Consider the following 16535-nt stretch of genomic DNA (forward strand, 5'->3'; position numbering starts at 1 on the left):
GGGAAAGGGAGCGGAGCGACGGGAGCGGAGCGACGGGAGCGGGGCGACGGGAGCAGGGGAGGGTGGGGGCGCTCAGGCGCGAGCGAGGGCGTCCTCGAGCGCGACCCAGGCGAGCATGGCGCACTTGACCCGGGCGGTGAACTTCGAGACGCCGGACAGCGCCGCCGCATCCGCGAAGGTCTCCTCGTCCAGCGGAAGGGTCCCCCGCGAGCGCAGCGCCTCGCGGAAACCGTCCACGAGCGTCTTCGCCTCCGCGCGCGTCATCCCACCGCGCTCCTCGACGGCGTCCGTCACCAGCACGGCGAGCATCGACGCGGACGCCTGCGAGATGGAGCAGCCGGAACCCTGCCACGTCACATCCCGGATCACGTCGGGGTCGTCGGACAGTCGCACCCGCAGCGAGACCTCGTCGCCGCAGATCGGGTTCCGCTGGTGGGAGGTCGCCGTGCGGCCCTCCTCCGGCGCGAGCTGCTTGCCGTGGGGGTGCTTCGAGTGATCGAGGATCAGCTCCTGATACAGCCCATCCAGCCCGCTCATGCGTCCACCCCGAAGTAGGCCCGGACGGCGGAGACCCCGTCGATCAGCGCGTCGATGTCGTCCTCGGTCGTGAACACGGATGCGGACGCCCGCACGGAGGCGGTGAGCCCGAATCTGGCGTGCAGCGGCTTGGCGCAGTGGTGCCCGACGCGCACGGCGATCCCGCGGGCATCCAGGAACTGCCCGACATCGTGCGCGTGGACGCCCTCCACCTCGAACGAGGCGATCCCGATCCGCTCCGCGCCGTCCGCGTCGCCGAGCAGCCGGACGCCGGGGATGCCGCGGAGCCCGCTCATCATCCGCCGGCCGATCTCCCGTTCGTGCGCGTGCACGGCAGCCATCCCGAGTCGGTCGAGATAGCGCGTGGCCGCCGCCAGCGCGACGGCCTGGGACACCGGCTGGGTGCCGGCCTCGAACTTCTGCGGCGCGGGCAGGAACTCGGATTCGTCGAGCGTCACGGTCGTGACCATCGAGCCGCCGGTGAGGAACGCGGGCAGGGCGTCGAGCACGTCTGTGCGGCCGTAGAGCGCCCCCACGCCGTACGGGCCCATCATCTTGTGCCCGGAGAATGCGGCGAGATCGACACCGAGCGCAGGCAGGTCGAGCGGAAGGTGCGGCGCCGACTGGCAGGCGTCCAGCACGGTCAGCCCTCCCACCGCGCGGGCGAGGGCGACCAGGTCCGCGACCGGGTTCACGATGCCCAGCACGTTGGACACGTGTGTGAAGGCGACGATCCGGGTGCGCTCGCCGATCAGCGCGGCCGCGGCATCCATGTCCAGGGTGCCGTCGTCGTGCACCGGGATGTGGCGCAGCATCGCGCCGGTGCGGGCGGCGAGCTCCTGCCAGGGGATGAGGTTGGCGTGGTGCTCGATCTCGGTGACCACGATCTCGTCACCCGGTTCCAGGGCGAACCGCGCGCTCGCAGGCGCGCCGCGACCCGCCGTCGCGTTGCCGATCGCGTAGGCGACGAGGTTGAGGGACATCGTGGCGCCCGAGGTCCAGACGAGGTTCTCCGGTTCGGTACCCACGAACCCCGCCACGGCCGTGCGGGCGTCCTCGAAGAGCTCGGTCGCCTCGGCGGCGAGCGTGTGCGCGCCGCGGTGCACGGCGGAGTTCGCGCGGGTGAGGAACGACACCTCGGCGTCGACGACCTCCTGCGGCTTCTGGCTCGTCGCGGCCGAATCCAGGTACACGAGAGGTTCGCCGCCGATCGACTGGTCCAGGATCGGGAAATCGGCGCGCAGCGCCGCCGCGTCCAGGCGCGGCAGATCGGTCGTACTCACCCCTCCAGGCTAGTTCCGTCGTGGCGTCCGCGGGTCCGTCGCGGCGTCCGGACGAGCGCCCGAGCCCTCAGACCCGCTCGCCGGTGCGCTGCTGGCCCGGCAGGGGGCGCGACCGCCGCCCGTAGATCAGTTCCGAGGAATCCAGCAACCAGGGCACGAGGGCGATGGTCACCCCGTGCACGAGCATGAGCTGCGCGGCGATCCGCCGGGAGCGCCGGTTGTGCAGCAGTGACTCCCACCAGTGCCCGACGATGTACTGCGGCAGGTACACCGTCACCAGGGAGGCGCCGTGCTTCTCCCGGTACTTCTGGATGAACTCGACGATGGGTGTCGCGTAGGTGCGGTACGGGGACTCCAGGATGACCAGCGGCACCGTCATCCCGTGGGCGGTCCACTCCTCCTGCACCTCGTGCCCGGACTCCGCGGTGGCCGCCACATGCAGAGCGATCGTCCTGTCGTGGCGGGCCGCGACCGCGTAGTCGAGCGCCTTCGCCGCGGGCTTCTGCAGCCGGCCGACGAGCACGATCGCGAGATCACCGGATGCCCCGAAATGCGTGTCGTCGTCGAACGCGATCTCCTGCTCGACGTCGCGGTAGTAGCGGCTCACTCCCACCATCAGGAGCGAGAGGATCGGGATGGCGAGGAACACGAGCCAGGCGCCGTGGGTGAACTTCGTCACCGTGACGATCAGGAAGACCGCGGCGGTGAGGGCGGCGCCGAGCGAGTTGATCACCAGGCCGGACAGGATGTCGCGCCGATCCGCGACCGGACGCCCCGACTGGACGGCGCCACCGCGCCGGAGCGAAGCGAGCTCGCGCAGCCAGTGGCGCACCATCCCGAGCTGACCGAGGGAGAACGACACGAAGACGCCGATGATGTAGAGCTGGATGAGGGTGGTCAGATTCGCCTGCGAGACGACCAGGACCAGGATGGCGGCGGCACCCAGGATGATCATGCCGTTCGAGAACACGAGGCGGTCGCCGCGGGTGTTGAGCGCCTTCGGCGCGTAACCGTCGCGGGCGAGCGCCGCCCCGAGCAGCGGGAACCCGTTGAACGCCGTGTTGGCGGCGAGCAGCAGAACGCACGCCGTGGCCGCCTGGATGACGAAGAAGAGCACGGAGCCGCCGCCGAACGTGGCCGCGGCGATCTGCGCCATGAGGCTCGGCTGCGGCTGGTCCGCGCAGTCGAATCCGATGAGATCGCAGGGGTTCTCGGCGTAGTGGACGCCGGTCACCAGGGCCAGCAGGGTGAGGCCGGAGAACAGCAGCACCGACGTGAGTCCCATGACGGTCAGCGTCACCTGGGCGTTCCGCACCTTCGGGCGACGGAAGGCGGGGACGCCGTTCGAGATGGCCTCGACCCCCGTCAGCGCGGAGCAGCCGCTCGAGAAGGCGCGCAGCACCAGCAGGATGACCGCGGCCTGACCCAGGCTGTCGGCCTCGACGGTGTACCCGGCGCTGGAGGCGACGGGGGCGTCGCCGGCGATCCAGCGGACGACGCCGACGACGATCATCAGCGCCACCGAACCGATGAAGATGTAGGTCGGCAGGGCGAACGCGCGCGAGGCCTCGCGGACTCCGCGGAGGTTCACCACGATGATCAGGATGACGAAGCCGACCGCCAGCTCCACCCGCCAGGGATGCAGCACCGGCAGCGCCGAGATGATGTTGTCGACGCCGGACGCGACCGAGACGGCGACGGTGAGGATGTAGTCCACCAGTAGTGCGGACGCCACCACCACGCCGGGGATCTCCCCGAGGTTCTTCCTGGCCACCTCGTAGTCGCCTCCGCCGGAGGGGTACGCCTTGATCAGCTGCCGGTAGGACAGCACGACCACGACGAGCAGCACCACGACCGCCGCCGCGACCCAGGGGGTGAAGGAGAGGAAGGAGATCCCGCCGATCAGCAGGATCATCACCAGCTCCTGCGGAGCGTAGGCGACGGACGACAACGCATCCGAGGCGAAGATCGGCAGCGCCATCCGCTTGCGGAGGAGATGATCGTCGCCGTCCGAGGAGGCCAGCGGGTCGCCGATCAGGAGACGTTTGACGAGGGGGGATTCAGGAGCCGGTTCTTCGGCGTCACGTGCCACGGCGGGCGACACTACGCCGCCCGGCAGGGCTGCGCAATGGCCATCCGCCGTGTCGCTCCCGAGGTGCCCTGTGGGTGCGCGCGGCGCGGCGGCTGCCGCCGGTTCGGGGTATCGGCGGCATTCGTCTTGCGGCTACCGGGCGGCCCTCGTTCCGGGGTGCCGGCGGCCTCCGTGGTGGGGTGCCGGCGGCCTCGTCGCGGGGGTGCCTGCGACGTCCGTGGGTGGGGGCGCCGTGGGCGACCGCGTCGGTGTGCCATGGGCACCCGTCTTGGGTGCCGTGGGCGTCCACGCCGATGCGCTGGGTGTCCACACCATCGCGGCATCAACGGCATCCGCGGGTGGCGCCGTGGGCGACGTCCCGGGTCCGCATCCTCACCTACCATCGACGCATGTACCTGCCCGATCGCCGGATCGCCCTCGTCTTCCGGGTCCTGTCGATCGCCGTGATCGTCTGGGGTGTCGGCCGGGTGAGCGGCGTCTGGGACGGACGGCCGAACGCGGTGCAGTTCCTCTACTTCACGGTGCTCAGCAACCTGCTGTGCCTGGGCTGGTTCGCGGCGCTCGCGGTCCGCACCATCCGGGACCTGCGCGCCGGCGGCCCGCGCGGGTGGTCGGCGCCCTCACCGCGGTTCGCGGCAGCCGTGATGTTCGTGATCACCGTGACGATGCTCATCTACCTCGTCGTGCTCGTGCCGGAGACCTTCACCCAGGGCAACGACTACGTGCCGTTCACGCTCACCGACAACCTCGTGCACATCATCACGCCCTGCCTGACGATCGCGGACTGGCTGTTGTTCGTGCCGAAGGGGTGGGTCCGCCCGCTCGATCCGGTGCTGTGGGCGCTCATCCCGTATGCGTATCTGGCGTTCGCCTTCGTCTACGGCGCCGCCGGCGGCGTCTTCGGGGGTGGTACCCGTTATCCGTATCCCTTCATGGATCTCGACCGCAACGGACTGGTCGGGGTCGTGCTGTGGATCGTGGGTCTGACGATCGCCCTGGAGATCGTGGCCTACGCGTACTTCGCCATCGACCGGCTGCTCGGGGCCGCCGCCCGCCGGTGGGGTATCCCGCGTGAGCCCGTGATGCCGCAGCGGGTCATCCCGTAGCTGGCCCTCCTGCCCCGGTGCCCGCGCCGGTGGCCGTGCCGTGACTGTTCCGGTGGCCGTGTGCGGCCGGCACAACTCCGGCGGATCCGGGTCTTGCAGCCCGTGGATCGGCAGGCCGAACCCCGATTGCAGGAGTTGTGCCTCTCGTGGCCGGCCCGTGGGTGGTTGCCGCCGGTGGGTGGTTGCTGGCTGCCGGGCCGCCGGCTGCCGGTTCCGGGCCGGGCGCGGGGTCCGCGGGCCTGATGGTCGCTCGGCGGCAGCAGAACTCCGGCACTCCCGGGCCCCGGGGCCGTGGATCCGGCTCCACCGGGCGGATTGCCGGAGTTGTGCTGGCTGCGGTGGGGTGGTCGGCGGCCGTGGCCCGGTGCCGGGACGGCGGCCCTGGGTGGTTGCTGTCGGCCGGGTTGGTCTGCGGCGGTCCGGGCGGTGTCCCGGCTCGGGGTCCGCGTGCCTGGCATAACTCCGGCGGTCCTGGGCCTCGGGGATCGGGGAGCAGCCACACCGGGAGGATTGCAGGATTTGTGCCCCTGATGGCGGCTCGGTGGGTGGTCGCTGCCCGTCCGCGGGCCGGCTGCCCGGCTCCGGGACGGCGGCCCGGCGGCTCGCGAACGGCGGCCCGGTAGCGCCCGGCCCTGGGGCGGCGGTGGTTCGCGGGCATTAGGACGGCAGCACGGCGCGGGGCCCGCGTTAGCCCGCGCACAACTCCTGCAGTCCGGGGCCCTGCGGGTCGCGGATCGGCAGTACCGGGCGGATTGCAGGAGTTGTGCCGGTCCGGGTAGCGGGGCGGTGGCGGGCGGGCGGGCGCCGGCGGGGCGCCTGCGCCCGGACGAGCGCCGGCGGGTGGGCGCGCCCGGGAGGGGCGGGCGGTCAGCCGAGCCACTCCCGCGCCGCCACGACGAGGGCTTCGACGCCCCGTTCGATCGTCGGATGGAGGACCGGAGCGAAGAACGGGGAGTGGTTGGTCGGCACGTCGCGATCGACCGTGCCGGCGGCCGTCGCCCGAGCGAAGAGTTCCGGATCCACCCCGCCCCAGAACCAGAAGACGAGCGGTGCGCCGGAATCGCGGGCGAACCACGAGACGTCCTCGCTGCCGGTGAACATGCCGGGGTCGATGACGGCGTGCTCCCCGAACTCCCGGCGGAACGCGGTCGTGACGCGGTCGGTCGCGGCCAGGTCGTTGATCGTCGGCGGCAGGGTGTGGTCGGTGACGATCGTGGGTGGCTGCTCGGCCCCGGATGCGGCCGCCTCCGCGCGGACGACGCGCTCCACCTTCTCCAGCACGCGATCTCGCGCGGCGTCGTCCGGGTAGCGCAGGCTGAGCTGCAGCGTCGCCTCGGCGGGGATGATGTTGTGTTTCAGCCCCGCATGGATGGAGCCGACGGTGACCACCGCCACGTCGCGCGGGTCCACCTCCCGGGAGACGATCGTCTGCAGGCGCATGATGGTCGCTGCGGCCATCGCGATCGGATCGATCGTCGCGTGCGGGCGCGACCCGTGCCCGCCCCGACCGTGCAGCGTGACCGTCAGCCCGTCGGAGGCGGACATCTGCGTCCCCGGGCGTACCCCGATCATCCCGGCCGGGAGCGGAGTCAGGTGCTGACCGAGCACGACATCGGGGGCCGGGAACCGCTCGAGCACACCGTCGGCGATCATCGCCTGAGCGCCCGCGCCGAACTCCTCCGCGGGCTGGAAGACGGCGACCACCGTGCCGGACCACTCCGTGCGTGAGGCGGCCAGACGCTCCAGTGCGCCGAGAAGTGCGGTGACGTGCATGTCGTGCCCGCAGGCGTGCATCACCGGCACCGCGGCTCCGGACGGATCGACGCCACGCGCCGTGCTCGCATAGTCCAGGCCGGTGCGCTCCTCCACCGGGAGGGCGTCCATGTCCGCCCGCAGCCAGACGACGGGGCCTTCTTCGTTGCGGAGCACGGCGACGACGCCGGTGCGGCCGACGCCCTCCTCGAAGGGGATGCCGAGCGCCGTCAGCGCGCGCGTGACGACCCCCGCCGTGCGGGTCTCCTGGAACGACAGCTCGGGATGGCGGTGCAGGTCGATGTACAGCGCTTCGAGGTCGATTCCCATGCGCCGACCCTACTCGGCCGGTGCGGCGCCCGGCTCGGCGCCCGGCTCGGCGGCTGAAGGCATCAAGACTTTGTGCACTATTCGTTCAAAGTCGATTATTGTGAGTGGAGTCAACACCGATCACTAACCGCCGTGAGGACGCCAATGACTGCTTTCACCGACATCATCGGAACAGCCGACCAACGGGACACGGAGGCGGCGGGTTCGGAGTTCGACACGGACGTCCTCGTCGTCGGTGCCGGCCCCACGGGCGCGGCCACCGCACTCGCCCTCGCGACGTACGGGACGCGGGTCATGATGATCTCGCAGTGGTCGTGGCTGGCCAACACGCCGCGCGCCCACATCACGAACCTCCGTGCGGTCGAGGTGCTCCGGGACCTGGGCGTGGAAGAGGAAGCCAAGCTGTTCGCGCTTCCGTGGGACGAGATGGGTGACACGCTCTTCACGACGTCGCTCGCCGGACCGGAGGTCGCGCGGCTGCAAACGTGGGGCACCGGCGACGAGCGCGCCGGCGACTACATCACCTCGAGCCCGTGCCGCATGCTCGATCTGCCGCAGACGCTTCTCGAGCCGGTCCTGGTCAAGAAGGCGGCCGAACGCGGAACCAAGGTCGCATTCTCCACCCGGTATCTCGGGCACACCCAGGACGAGCGAGGCGTCTCGGTCCGCCTGCTCGACCGGACGTCCGGGAACGAGTACACCGTGCGCGCTCGCTACCTTGTCGGCGCGGACGGCGCGAAGAGTCAGATCGCCGAAGAGATCGGTCTGGAGTACGAGGGACACCTCGCCCGCGCGGGAACCGTGTATGTGCGGTTCCGCGGAGACCTGTCGAAGTACGTGGCGCACCGGCCCAGCGTCCTGCACTGGATCCTGAATCCGGCGGCCTCGTTCGGTGAGATCGGCATGGGCCTGCTGCGTTGCGTGCGCCCCTGGAACGAGTGGATCGCCGGCTGGGGCTTCGACAAGGCGGCCGGTGAGCCCGAGCTGACCGAAGACCAGATGCGTGATCAGATCCGGACGCTGGTCGGGGACCCCGATTTCGATCCCGAGATCGAAGGGCTCTCCACCTGGTACGTCAACCAGCAGCACGCCCTCGGGATGTCCAAGGGACGCGTGTTCTGCGGAGGCGACGCCACGCACCGGCACCCGCCGAGCAACGGCCTCGGATCGAACACCTGCATCCAGGACGCCTTCAACCTCGCGTGGAAGCTGGCGTATGTCGTGCGCGGTGATGCCGGTCCCGGCCTGCTCGAAAGCTACAGCGACGAGCGGGTCCCGGTCGGCGCGCAGATCGTGGCACGTGCGAACAGGTCGCGTATCGAATACGCCGACCTGCGCGCCTGCTTCGACACGGACGCCGGCGACGGCACGCGTTCTGCCGAGGCGGCGCTCGAGCGACTGCAGGCGACGACGCCCGAGGGCGCCGAGCTGCGTGCCCGCCTGGTCCAGGCAATCGACCTGAAGAACTACGAGTACAACGCGCAGGGCGTGGAGATGAACCAGCGGTACGTGAGTTCGGCTGTCGTGCCGGACGAGTCCGCCGGGGATGAGGTGTTCGCCCGCGACCCCGAGCTGTACGTGCAGCCGACGACCCGGCCGGGCGCGAAGCTCCCGCACGCGTGGCTGGTCGACCGTACCGGGCACCGCACGTCGACCCTCGACGTCGTCGGGAAGGGCTCCTTCGCATTGATCACCGGGCTCTCCGGCACGGCGTGGCAGAGCGCGGCGAACGAGCTCGGCCTGCCGTTCCTGCGCACGATCGTGGTCGGCGAGGTCGACTACCAGGACCCGTACGGCTACTGGGCCAAGGCCCGGGAGGTCGCGGAGGCGGGAGCGATCCTGGTGCGCCCGGACGGATATGTCGCGTGGCGGCAGGTGGATGCGGTGTGGGACGCGACCGTGGCCGGAGAACTCCTGCGGGGTGCGCTCGGTCGGGTCCTCGATCGCGCCCTCTGACGAACGACGAGTGGGTGGGTCGCCGTGGCGACCCACCCACTCGTCGTTTCGATGATGTCTCGACGTCAGTCGGTCGTGAGCCAGACGGCCGTGTCGGCCGGGAGCTCGCGCCCCTCGAACGGCTCGCTCGCCACGAGGATGCGGCCGGCCGGGAGCTCGACCGGAGCGGGACCCGTGTTCGCGATCACCGTGATCGTCCCGACCTGGAAGGCGAGCACGTCGTCCGGGTACCCGTCGAGCCACGCCAGCGGCGCCGTCGCCAGCTCATGCGCGCGCCGTTCCGCCAGCAGGTGCTTGTAGAGCTCGAGTGTCGAGCGGGCATCGCCCTCCTGCACGTCGCGGGCGTAGTCCGCCCACGTCGCAGGCTGGGGGAGCCACGCGAGACCGGTCTGGTTGAAGCCGTAGGCGGGAGCGCCGGCCTCCCACGGGATGGGCACGCGGCAGCCGTCGCGGCCGTACTTCTCGTGGTTCGTGCGGAACCAGGTCGGGTCCTGACGGGCGTCGTCCGGGATGTCGATCGCCTCCGGCAGCCCGAGCTCCTCACCCTGATAGAGGTAGGCCGAACCGGGAAGCGCCAGCATGACGGTCGTGGCGGCACGCGCCCGCCGCAGGCCCAGCTCGGGGATCGGCTGCGCGACCGAGTCCGGTCCGATGCCCTCGCCCTGCGGGCTCGGGGCGGTCAGGGCCAGGCGGGAAGCGTGGCGGATGACGTCGTGGTTCGACAGCACCCACGTGGCCGGCGCCCCCACGGCGGGGAAGGCGCGCAGCGAGTCGGTGATCACCGTGCGCAGGGCCGCGGCATCCCATTCCGTCATGGCGTAGGGGAAGTTGAACGCCTGGTGCATCTCGTCCGGGCGCACCCAGAGGGCGGTCTTGTCGGGCGTCGGCAACCACGCCTCCGCGCAGAGCGCACGGTGGCCGGGGTACTCCTCGAGCACCAGGTGCCAGTCCCGGTAGACGTCGTGCACGCCGGGCTGACCCCAGTACGGAACGTCCTGCTCCTCGCCGCCCATCGAGTCGGCGTCGTCGGCGGGCGTGTAGTCCGGCAGGCCGTCTTTCTTGATGAGGCCGTGCGCGACGTCCACGCGGAACCCGTCGACACCGCGGTCGAGCCAGAAGCGCAGGATGCGGCGGAACTCCTCGCGGACCTCGGGGTTGGTCCAGTCGAAGTCCGGCTGCGACGAGTCGAAGATGTGCAGGTACCACTGGCCGGGCGTCCCGTCCGGCTCGGTGACCCGGTCCCACATCGGGCCGCCGAAGACGGACTCCCAGTTGTTCGGCGGAAGCTCGCCGTTCTCGCCGCGGCCGTCGCGGAAGATGTAGCGGGCGCGCTCGCGGCTGCCGGGAGCGGAGCGCAGGGCCTCCTGGAACCAGACGTGCTGATCCGAGGAGTGGTTGGGGACGAGGTCGACGATCACGCGGATGTCGAGCCCGTGCGCGCGCTCGAGCATGGCGTCGAAGTCCGCGAGGGTGCCGAAGAGCGGATCGACGTCGCAGTAGTCGGCCACGTCGTACCCGGCGTCCTTCTGCGGCGAGACCATGAACGGGCTCAGCCAGATCGCGTCGACGCCGAGGTCGGCGAGGGCGCCGAGGCGGGAGGTGATGCCGGGCAGGTCGCCCAGGCCGTCACCGTCCGAGTCCGCGAAGGAGCGCGGATAGATCTGATAGATGACGGCTGTGCGCCACCATTCGGAACCGGGCGCGGGAGTGAACGCGTCAGCGGCGGGGACGGGGGATGCAGCGTCCGGCGTCGAAGTCATCCCCCCAGATTAGCCTCCTTTCGTAACGATTCGATCCGTGTGGGTGACTGGATGGTCGCAGCTTCCTCACGGGAGCGGCGGCTAAGGTTGTCCGGTGCTGAAAACCGACTCCGACCGCTTCACCTCCGCCGATCCCGGCCTCGTTCCGGCGCTCGAGCGGGCCGAGAGTCTCATCACCCTGATCCCCGATTACCCGAAGCCCGGCATCCTCTTCCGGGACGTCGCGCCGCTGCTCGCGGACGGCCCGGCGCTGCGCGCCGTCACGGACGCCCTGATCGCCCCGTTCGCCGGGGAGTTCGACGTCGTGGCCGGTGTGGAGGCGCGCGGGTTCCTGCTCGCCGGGGCGGTGGCCATCGCCGCCGGCGTGGGTCTCGTGCCGATCCGGAAGGCCGGGAAGCTGCCGCGCCCCGCGGCATCCGCCGACTACACGCTCGAGTACGGCACCGCGACCATCGAGATGCACGACGACATCCCGGTCGGAACGCGCGTACTGCTGCTGGACGACGTGCTCGCCACCGGCGGCACGATCGCCGCCGCGAAGGACCTCGTCGCCCGGGTGGGTGGCGTCGTGACGGGCACGGCCGTGCTCATGGAGCTGGAGGGCCTCGGCGGGCGCGAGATCCTCGGCGACCCCCGCCTGCACCACATCTTCCGCGGCTGAGACGCCGACCCGCTCAGCTGCCGCGGTAGGTGCTGTAGGAGAACGGGCTCAGCAGCAACGGCACGTGGTAGTGCCGCTCATCCGTGACCGTGAAGGTCACCGTCACCTGCGGGTAGAAGCCCTCCACGCCCAGCTCGGCGAAGTACTCCCCGGTCGCGAAGGTCAGGGCGTACGTGCCTGGTGCGAGCACGTCGGGCCCGATCGCGAGGCGCCCGTCCGCATCCGTGCGTCCGGCGGCGACCGGCTCAGCCGCGCTGCTCGGCAGATGCCGGGCGAGGGTGACCGACACGTCCGCGGCGGGCGCACCACGCGTCGCGTCCAGGATGTGGGTCGTCAGGTGCGTCATTCGGCCTCCTCCGGCTCGGCGGCATCCGCGTCGATCGCCGTGCGCAGGCGCAGCAGCGCGATCTCGGCCAGCTGGGCGGTCGCCTCCCGGGCTTCGGTCTCGTCGTCGTTCTCCAGCCGGCGCTTCAGCTCGCTCAGCATCTCGCCGGGCGTGCGCCCGGCGGCGCGGATGAGGAACACGCGCCCGAACCGTGCTTCGTAGGCGCGATTGCCCTGGGCGATCGCGGCGGCGATGTCGTCCTCGGCCGTGGCCATGGCTGCTTGCTCCGAGCGGGATGCGGCAGCCTCCGCACCGGTTCCGGTCGGCTTCTCGCCGATCCGGGGATGGTGCGCGAGCGCCGCGTCCAGGTCGGCGCGCGACCAGACCGCGGCGAGCTGACCGGCGTAGGCGGCGAGAGCGCCCGCCGAGGCGTAGGGGCGCGCTGCGACCACGGCGTCCACCCAGCCGGGGACGGCGGCCCACACGGCCACCGTCTGTGCTGCGGCGGCCGGATCGAGCGCGTTGAACTCGTCGAGATGCATGCGCGTCACCCTACTGGGCACGCATGTCGCTCGCGTTTCGTCGGGTCTGCGAAGGAGCATGGGTCAGGGAGATGTTGGTGCTGGTTACATTCGCGAAACGCAGACCTTCTACGGTGAACGGCATGACACCTCCTCCGCCGAGCGCCATCGCCGCGCAGCGCGTGTTCCTGGACGGCGGTTTCCACGCCGCGACCGTGCACATCGCGCACGGCCGGATCGCGGCGGTCACCGATTTCGACCCGGATGCGCAGACCGTGCTGCCCGACGACGCGGTGCTGCTCCCCGGCCTCGTCGACTCGCACGTGCACCTCGACGAGCCCGGCCGCACCGAATGGGAGGGATTCGCCACCGGTACGGCCGCCGCGGCCGCGGGCGGCGTGACCACGGTGGTCGACATGCCGTTGAACAGCTCGCCGGTCACGACGAGCCCGGACGCCCTGGCGGTCAAGCGCGCGGCGGCAGCCGGCAAGCTCGCGGTCGACGTGGCCTACTGGGGAGGAGCGGTGCCGGAGAACCTCGGCGCCCTGCATCCGCTGTTCCAGGCGGGCGTCGTCGGCGTGAAGTGCTTCCTGTCGCCCTCCGGCATCGACGAGTTCGGTCACCTCGATCCCGCACAGCTGGAGGCGGCGCTCGCCGAGCTCGCGGCCTTCGACGGACTGCTCATCGTGCACGCCGAGGACCCGGCGCATCTGCACGCGGACGGCCCGCTCGGGGTCCGTTACGAGGACTTCCTGGCGTCGCGCCCGCCCGAGAGCGAGCGCGACGCCATCCGGACCGTGATCGCCGCAGCCCGTCGCACCGGCGCCCGCGTGCACATCGTGCACGTGTCGGACGGCGCGGCGCTCGCCGACGTGGCCGCAGCCAAGGCGGACGGGGTGCGGATCACCGTGGAGACCTGCCCGCACTATCTGACCCTGGATGCAGCCGAGGTGCCGGACGGTGCGGCCGATCACAAGTGCTGCCCGCCCATCCGCGATCGCGCCAACCAGGACCTCCTGTGGGCCGGGGTCGTGGACGGCACGATCGATGCGATCGTCAGCGACCACTCGCCCTCGACCGTCGCGCTGAAGACGGAGCCGGATTTCGGGCTCGCCTGGGGCGGGATCGCGGGGCTGCAGACCGGGCTGTCCGCGGTGCACACGGCGGCGCTCGCGCGCGGCATCGCGCTGGAGCACCTCATCCCGCTGATGACGACGGGGCCGGCACGGATCGCGGGTCTCGGTGCGCGCGGCACGATCGCCGTCGGCCGGCCCGCCCATCTCGCCGTCTTCCGGCCGGGGGCGAGCATCACGATCGATGCCGCCGACCTCGAGTACCGGAACCCCGTCTCGCCCTGGCACGGTCGCACGCTCACCGGGCTCATCGAGACGACATACGTGCACGGCGAGCCCGTGTACCGCCGCGGCGAGCCGGTCGTGGCCCGCCCGGGGCGGGAGATCATCGCCGCGATCGAGGAGGAAGCCGCGTGACGTTCCAGATCCTGCAGCCGGGAACCGGGCCCATGCCCGGAGACCACTACCTGCCCGCCGCCGTCGACACCGTGATGTGGGGCCGGCTGCCCTGCGCGAGCGACGCTCCGGTGCTCCGCATCGCGCCGGGCGACACCGTGACGATCGACACCGTCTCCCACGAGGGCGTCCTCGAGGACCAGGGCAAGGATCCGCTGCTGTTCTTCACGGGTCACGGGGTCCCCGCCGATCAGGTCCTGCAGGACGCGATCGGGATCGCGCGGACGCTGTCGCGCGACGTCGTGGCCGACGGCCCGCACGTCGTCACCGGTCCCCTGCACATCGAGGGCGCCGAGGTCGGCGACCTCTTGAAGATCACGGTGGAGAACCTCCTGCCGCGCGTCCCCTACGGGGTCATCTCCAACCGGCACGGCAAGGGCGCGCTCGTGGGCGAGCTTCCGCGCGGCGAGCACAACGTCAGCGTGTTCACCCCCGTGGAGTCCCGCCCCGAGGGGCTCGTCGGCGTCCTGCCGCTCGTGGAGGGTGGCGACCGGATGGTGGAGTTCCCGCTCGCCCCCTTCCTCGGCACGATGGGGGTCGCCGTCTCGGGCGACCAGCGCCCGCACTCGGTACCGCCCGGCACGCACGGCGGCAACATCGACATCAACCTGCTCACCGAGGGAGCGGTGCTCTACCTGCCGGTGCAGGTCCCGGGCGCGCTCGCGTACGTGGGCGACCCGCACTTCGCGCAGGGCGACGGGGAGGTCGCCCTCACCGCCCTCGAGGCGTCCTTGCGCGCGACCCTGCGCTTCGAGGTGGTCCCCCGCGCCGAGGCGCTCGCCGAGTTCGGCGAGGTCGCCGGACCCCTGGTCCGCACGGCGGAGTACCTCGTGCCCACCGGACTCGACCCCGACCTCGGCGAGGCCATGCGACGGTGCGTGCGGGCGGCGCTGACGCTCCTCCAGGCGCGGTACGGGATGGCGGAGCACCTCGCCTACGCCTACCTCTCGGCCGCGACCGACTTCGACATCTCGCAGGTGGTGGACATCGTCTGCGGCGTGCACGCCCGCATCCGGCTCGCCGACTTCGCCGCCGTGGACGTCCCAGCCGCCCGGGACGTCGCCGGCACGGGGGAGGAGACCCGATGACCGCGGTCTTCGACATCCCGGACGACCTGTTCTCCGCGTTCGACCGCTACGAGCGCGCGGTGCTCGACAACGACCTGGCGGTGCTCGACGAGATGTTCGCGACCGGGCCGGGCACGATGCGCGGGGACGGAGCGGGGCTCCTCGTCGGGCACGACACGATCAGCGCGTTCCGGGGTGTCCGCGGCGGGGTCCCGCCGCGGGAGATCGAACGGATCGAGTACCGACCGCTCGCCGACGGGGTCGCGCTGCTGGTATCCGTGTCGCGCTACCACGGCGGTGGCACCGGGCTGCAGACGCAGCTCTGGCAGCGCCAGGACGACCGCTGGGTCATCACCGCGGCGCACGTCACGCCGCGCGCGCCGGCGTTCGACCGGTCGGTGTGGCGCACGGTCGGCGACCCGCTCTTCCAGGGAGCCTGGGAGGGGCCGCTGCGCGGACTGACGGTGGCGGTGAAGGACCTCTTCGCGATCAAGGGCTACCGGATCGGTGCCGGCAACCCGGCCTACCTCGAATCAGCCCGCGCCGAGACGACCACCGCACCGGCGGTCGCCGACCTGCTGCGGGGCGGGGCCTCCCTGCGCGGCATCGCCCGCACCGACGAGTTCGCGTACTCGATCGCAGGCGACAACGTGCACTACGGGACGCCGCCGAACGGCGCGCTGCCGGGAGCCCTGCCGGGCGGTTCGTCGAGCGGCCCGGCGACCGCCGTCGCCACCGGCCAGGCCGAGATCGGTCTGGCCACCGACACCGCCGGCTCCGTCCGGGTGCCCGCCTCCTATCAGGGCCTCTGGGGCCTGCGCACGACCCACGGCCTCGTACCCCGGCAAGGGCTCCTGCCCCTCGCGCAGTCCTTCGATACGGTCGGCTGGCTCACGCGCGACGGCGACACGCTCCAGCGGGTCGTGGACTGGTGCCTCAGCTACGACGGCTCCGACTCCACGGAGAGCGTGTACGGTGAGTCCGGCGACGACCTGCCCTGGCGCTTCGCCGTCCCCGACGAGGTGATGGATGCCGTGGAGCCCGACACCCGCGCGGCGTTCGACACCCTGCTGGCGCGACTGGCCGCATCCGACGATCCGCCGGTGCTGCGCCGGGTCGCGCTCGGTCCGCTCGATGATCACTTCGAGCCGTTCCGCACGGTGCAGGCGGCCGAAGCGTGGCGGAACAACGCGGAGTGGCTGCGTGCCCACCCGGGCGCCACCGGTCCTGCCGTCGCCGAGCGCTTCCGCGCCGCCAGCCGGGTCACCGCCGCGGAGGAGGCGACGGCCCGCGCGCGACTCGACGACCTGCGCGGTCGCCTCCACGAGACGGTCCGCGACGTCGTGCTGCTGCTGCCGACGGTTCCCGGCCCCGCCCCCTCGCGGACGGCCGACGGCGCCCGGGTCGACGCGGTGCGCCAGGCGACCCTCCGGATGACGACACCGGCCGCCATCGGCGGGCTCCCCGCCCTCTCGGTTCCGCTGCTGACCGTGCAGGCCGCGCAGGGCCCCGCCCCGGTCGGAGTCTGCCTCGTCTCGCGGAGCGGGACCGACATCGCCCTCGTCCGCCTCGCCCGCCGGCTCGCCGCGGCGGTGCGGGCGCTCTGACCGCGGATC

General features: G+C 71.7%; 13 protein-coding genes. 6 read left to right on the forward strand and 7 right to left on the reverse strand.

What is annotated here, in order from left to right:
• Nucleotides 1-72: 72 nt before the first annotated feature.
• The 3 genes from sufU to F6J84_RS00345 form a co-directional block, all read right to left on the reverse strand.
• Entirely contained in the window at nucleotides 73-537 is a 465-nt protein-coding gene (gene sufU / locus F6J84_RS00335) for a Fe-S cluster assembly sulfur transfer protein SufU (protein WP_150970435.1), read from the reverse strand.
• Nucleotides 534-1820 carry an aminotransferase class V-fold PLP-dependent enzyme gene (locus tag F6J84_RS00340; RefSeq protein ID WP_150970437.1) on the reverse strand — a complete coding sequence of 429 codons (1287 nt, stop codon included), beginning with the start codon at nucleotides 1818-1820 and terminating at the stop codon, nucleotides 534-536. Before F6J84_RS00340 ends, sufU begins: the two co-directional genes overlap by 4 nt.
• 67 nt (nucleotides 1821-1887) lie before the next feature.
• Nucleotides 1888-3924: an APC family permease gene (locus F6J84_RS00345; RefSeq protein WP_238702545.1), complete on the reverse strand. Its 2037-nt coding sequence runs from the start codon at nucleotides 3922-3924 to the stop codon at nucleotides 1888-1890.
• A 377-nt stretch (nucleotides 3925-4301) separates the two neighbouring features.
• Here F6J84_RS00345 and F6J84_RS00350 point away from each other — a divergent pair, with 377 nt between their 5' ends.
• The gene (locus tag F6J84_RS00350) at nucleotides 4302-5018 is read left to right on the forward strand and encodes a Pr6Pr family membrane protein (RefSeq protein ID WP_150970439.1); all 717 of its coding nucleotides are present in this window, start codon (nucleotides 4302-4304) and stop codon (nucleotides 5016-5018) included.
• 867 nt (nucleotides 5019-5885) lie between these two features.
• Here F6J84_RS00350 and F6J84_RS00355 read toward each other — a convergent pair.
• On the reverse strand, nucleotides 5886-7100 hold the full coding sequence (locus F6J84_RS00355) for an amidohydrolase (RefSeq protein WP_150970441.1): 1215 nt from the start codon (nucleotides 7098-7100) through the stop codon (nucleotides 5886-5888).
• A gap of 144 nt (nucleotides 7101-7244) precedes the next feature.
• Between F6J84_RS00355 and F6J84_RS00360 the strand changes: the two genes are divergently transcribed.
• Nucleotides 7245-9056 carry an FAD-dependent monooxygenase gene (locus tag F6J84_RS00360; RefSeq protein ID WP_150970443.1) on the forward strand — a complete coding sequence of 604 codons (1812 nt, stop codon included), beginning with the start codon at nucleotides 7245-7247 and terminating at the stop codon, nucleotides 9054-9056.
• Between the two features lie 65 nt (nucleotides 9057-9121).
• Here the strand turns inward: F6J84_RS00360 and F6J84_RS00365 are convergent, their stop codons facing one another.
• Nucleotides 9122-10816, reverse strand: coding sequence for a glycoside hydrolase family 13 protein (locus F6J84_RS00365; protein ID WP_150970445.1), 1695 nt, complete (start codon nucleotides 10814-10816; stop codon nucleotides 9122-9124).
• Between the two features lie 94 nt (nucleotides 10817-10910).
• On the opposite strand from F6J84_RS00365, the gene F6J84_RS00370 reads away from it, so the two are divergent.
• Entirely contained in the window at nucleotides 10911-11477 is a 567-nt protein-coding gene (locus F6J84_RS00370; RefSeq protein WP_238702546.1) for an adenine phosphoribosyltransferase, read from the forward strand.
• A gap of 13 nt (nucleotides 11478-11490) precedes the next feature.
• Here F6J84_RS00370 and uraH read toward each other — a convergent pair whose 3' ends face one another.
• Both uraH and uraD read right to left on the reverse strand, forming a co-directional pair.
• On the reverse strand, nucleotides 11491-11823 hold the full coding sequence (uraH, locus tag F6J84_RS00375) for a hydroxyisourate hydrolase (RefSeq protein WP_150970447.1): 333 nt from the start codon (nucleotides 11821-11823) through the stop codon (nucleotides 11491-11493).
• Nucleotides 11820-12344: a 2-oxo-4-hydroxy-4-carboxy-5-ureidoimidazoline decarboxylase gene (gene uraD, locus F6J84_RS00380; protein WP_150970450.1), complete on the reverse strand. Its 525-nt coding sequence runs from the start codon at nucleotides 12342-12344 to the stop codon at nucleotides 11820-11822. The genes uraH and uraD overlap by 4 nt, the downstream gene beginning before the upstream one ends.
• A 122-nt stretch (nucleotides 12345-12466) precedes the next feature.
• Here uraD and allB point away from each other — a divergent pair, with 122 nt between their 5' ends.
• The 3 genes from allB to F6J84_RS00395 are packed head-to-tail and all read left to right on the forward strand — an operon-like array spanning nucleotide 12467 to nucleotide 16526.
• Entirely contained in the window at nucleotides 12467-13813 is a 1347-nt protein-coding gene (gene allB, locus F6J84_RS00385; RefSeq protein ID WP_150970452.1) for an allantoinase AllB, read from the forward strand.
• A 32-nt stretch (nucleotides 13814-13845) separates the two neighbouring features.
• A complete protein-coding gene (locus tag F6J84_RS00390) occupies nucleotides 13846-14940 on the forward strand; it encodes an acetamidase/formamidase family protein (RefSeq protein WP_150974612.1) in 1095 nt (364 codons plus the stop codon).
• On the forward strand, nucleotides 14937-16526 hold the full coding sequence (locus tag F6J84_RS00395; protein ID WP_150970454.1) for an AtzH-like domain-containing protein: 1590 nt from the start codon (nucleotides 14937-14939) through the stop codon (nucleotides 16524-16526). The genes F6J84_RS00390 and F6J84_RS00395 overlap by 4 nt, the downstream gene beginning before the upstream one ends.
• Nucleotides 16527-16535 lie beyond the last annotated feature (9 nt).

This window comes from Microbacterium caowuchunii, from assembly GCF_008727755.1.
GTDB lineage: Bacteria > Actinomycetota > Actinomycetes > Actinomycetales > Microbacteriaceae > Microbacterium > Microbacterium caowuchunii.

What these genes read in the sequence shown, in the direction of transcription:
- sufU (WP_150970435.1), bottom strand. Translation starts at nt 537, where the DNA reads ATGAGCGGGCTGGATGGGCTGTATCAGGAGCTGATCCTCGATCACTCG.
- F6J84_RS00350 (WP_150970439.1), top strand. Translation starts at nt 4,302, where the DNA reads ATGTACCTGCCCGATCGCCGGATCGCCCTCGTCTTCCGGGTCCTGTCG.
- F6J84_RS00355 (WP_150970441.1), bottom strand. Translation starts at nt 7,100, where the DNA reads ATGGGAATCGACCTCGAAGCGCTGTACATCGACCTGCACCGCCATCCC.
- F6J84_RS00360 (WP_150970443.1), top strand. Translation starts at nt 7,245, where the DNA reads ATGACTGCTTTCACCGACATCATCGGAACAGCCGACCAACGGGACACG.
- F6J84_RS00365 (WP_150970445.1), bottom strand. Translation starts at nt 10,816, where the DNA reads ATGACTTCGACGCCGGACGCTGCATCCCCCGTCCCCGCCGCTGACGCG.
- uraH (WP_150970447.1), bottom strand. Translation starts at nt 11,823, where the DNA reads ATGACGCACCTGACGACCCACATCCTGGACGCGACGCGTGGTGCGCCC.
- uraD (WP_150970450.1), bottom strand. Translation starts at nt 12,344, where the DNA reads ATGCATCTCGACGAGTTCAACGCGCTCGATCCGGCCGCCGCAGCACAG.
- allB (WP_150970452.1), top strand. Translation starts at nt 12,467, where the DNA reads ATGACACCTCCTCCGCCGAGCGCCATCGCCGCGCAGCGCGTGTTCCTG.
- F6J84_RS00390 (WP_150974612.1), top strand. Translation starts at nt 13,846, where the DNA reads ATGCCCGGAGACCACTACCTGCCCGCCGCCGTCGACACCGTGATGTGG.
- F6J84_RS00395 (WP_150970454.1), top strand. Translation starts at nt 14,937, where the DNA reads ATGACCGCGGTCTTCGACATCCCGGACGACCTGTTCTCCGCGTTCGAC.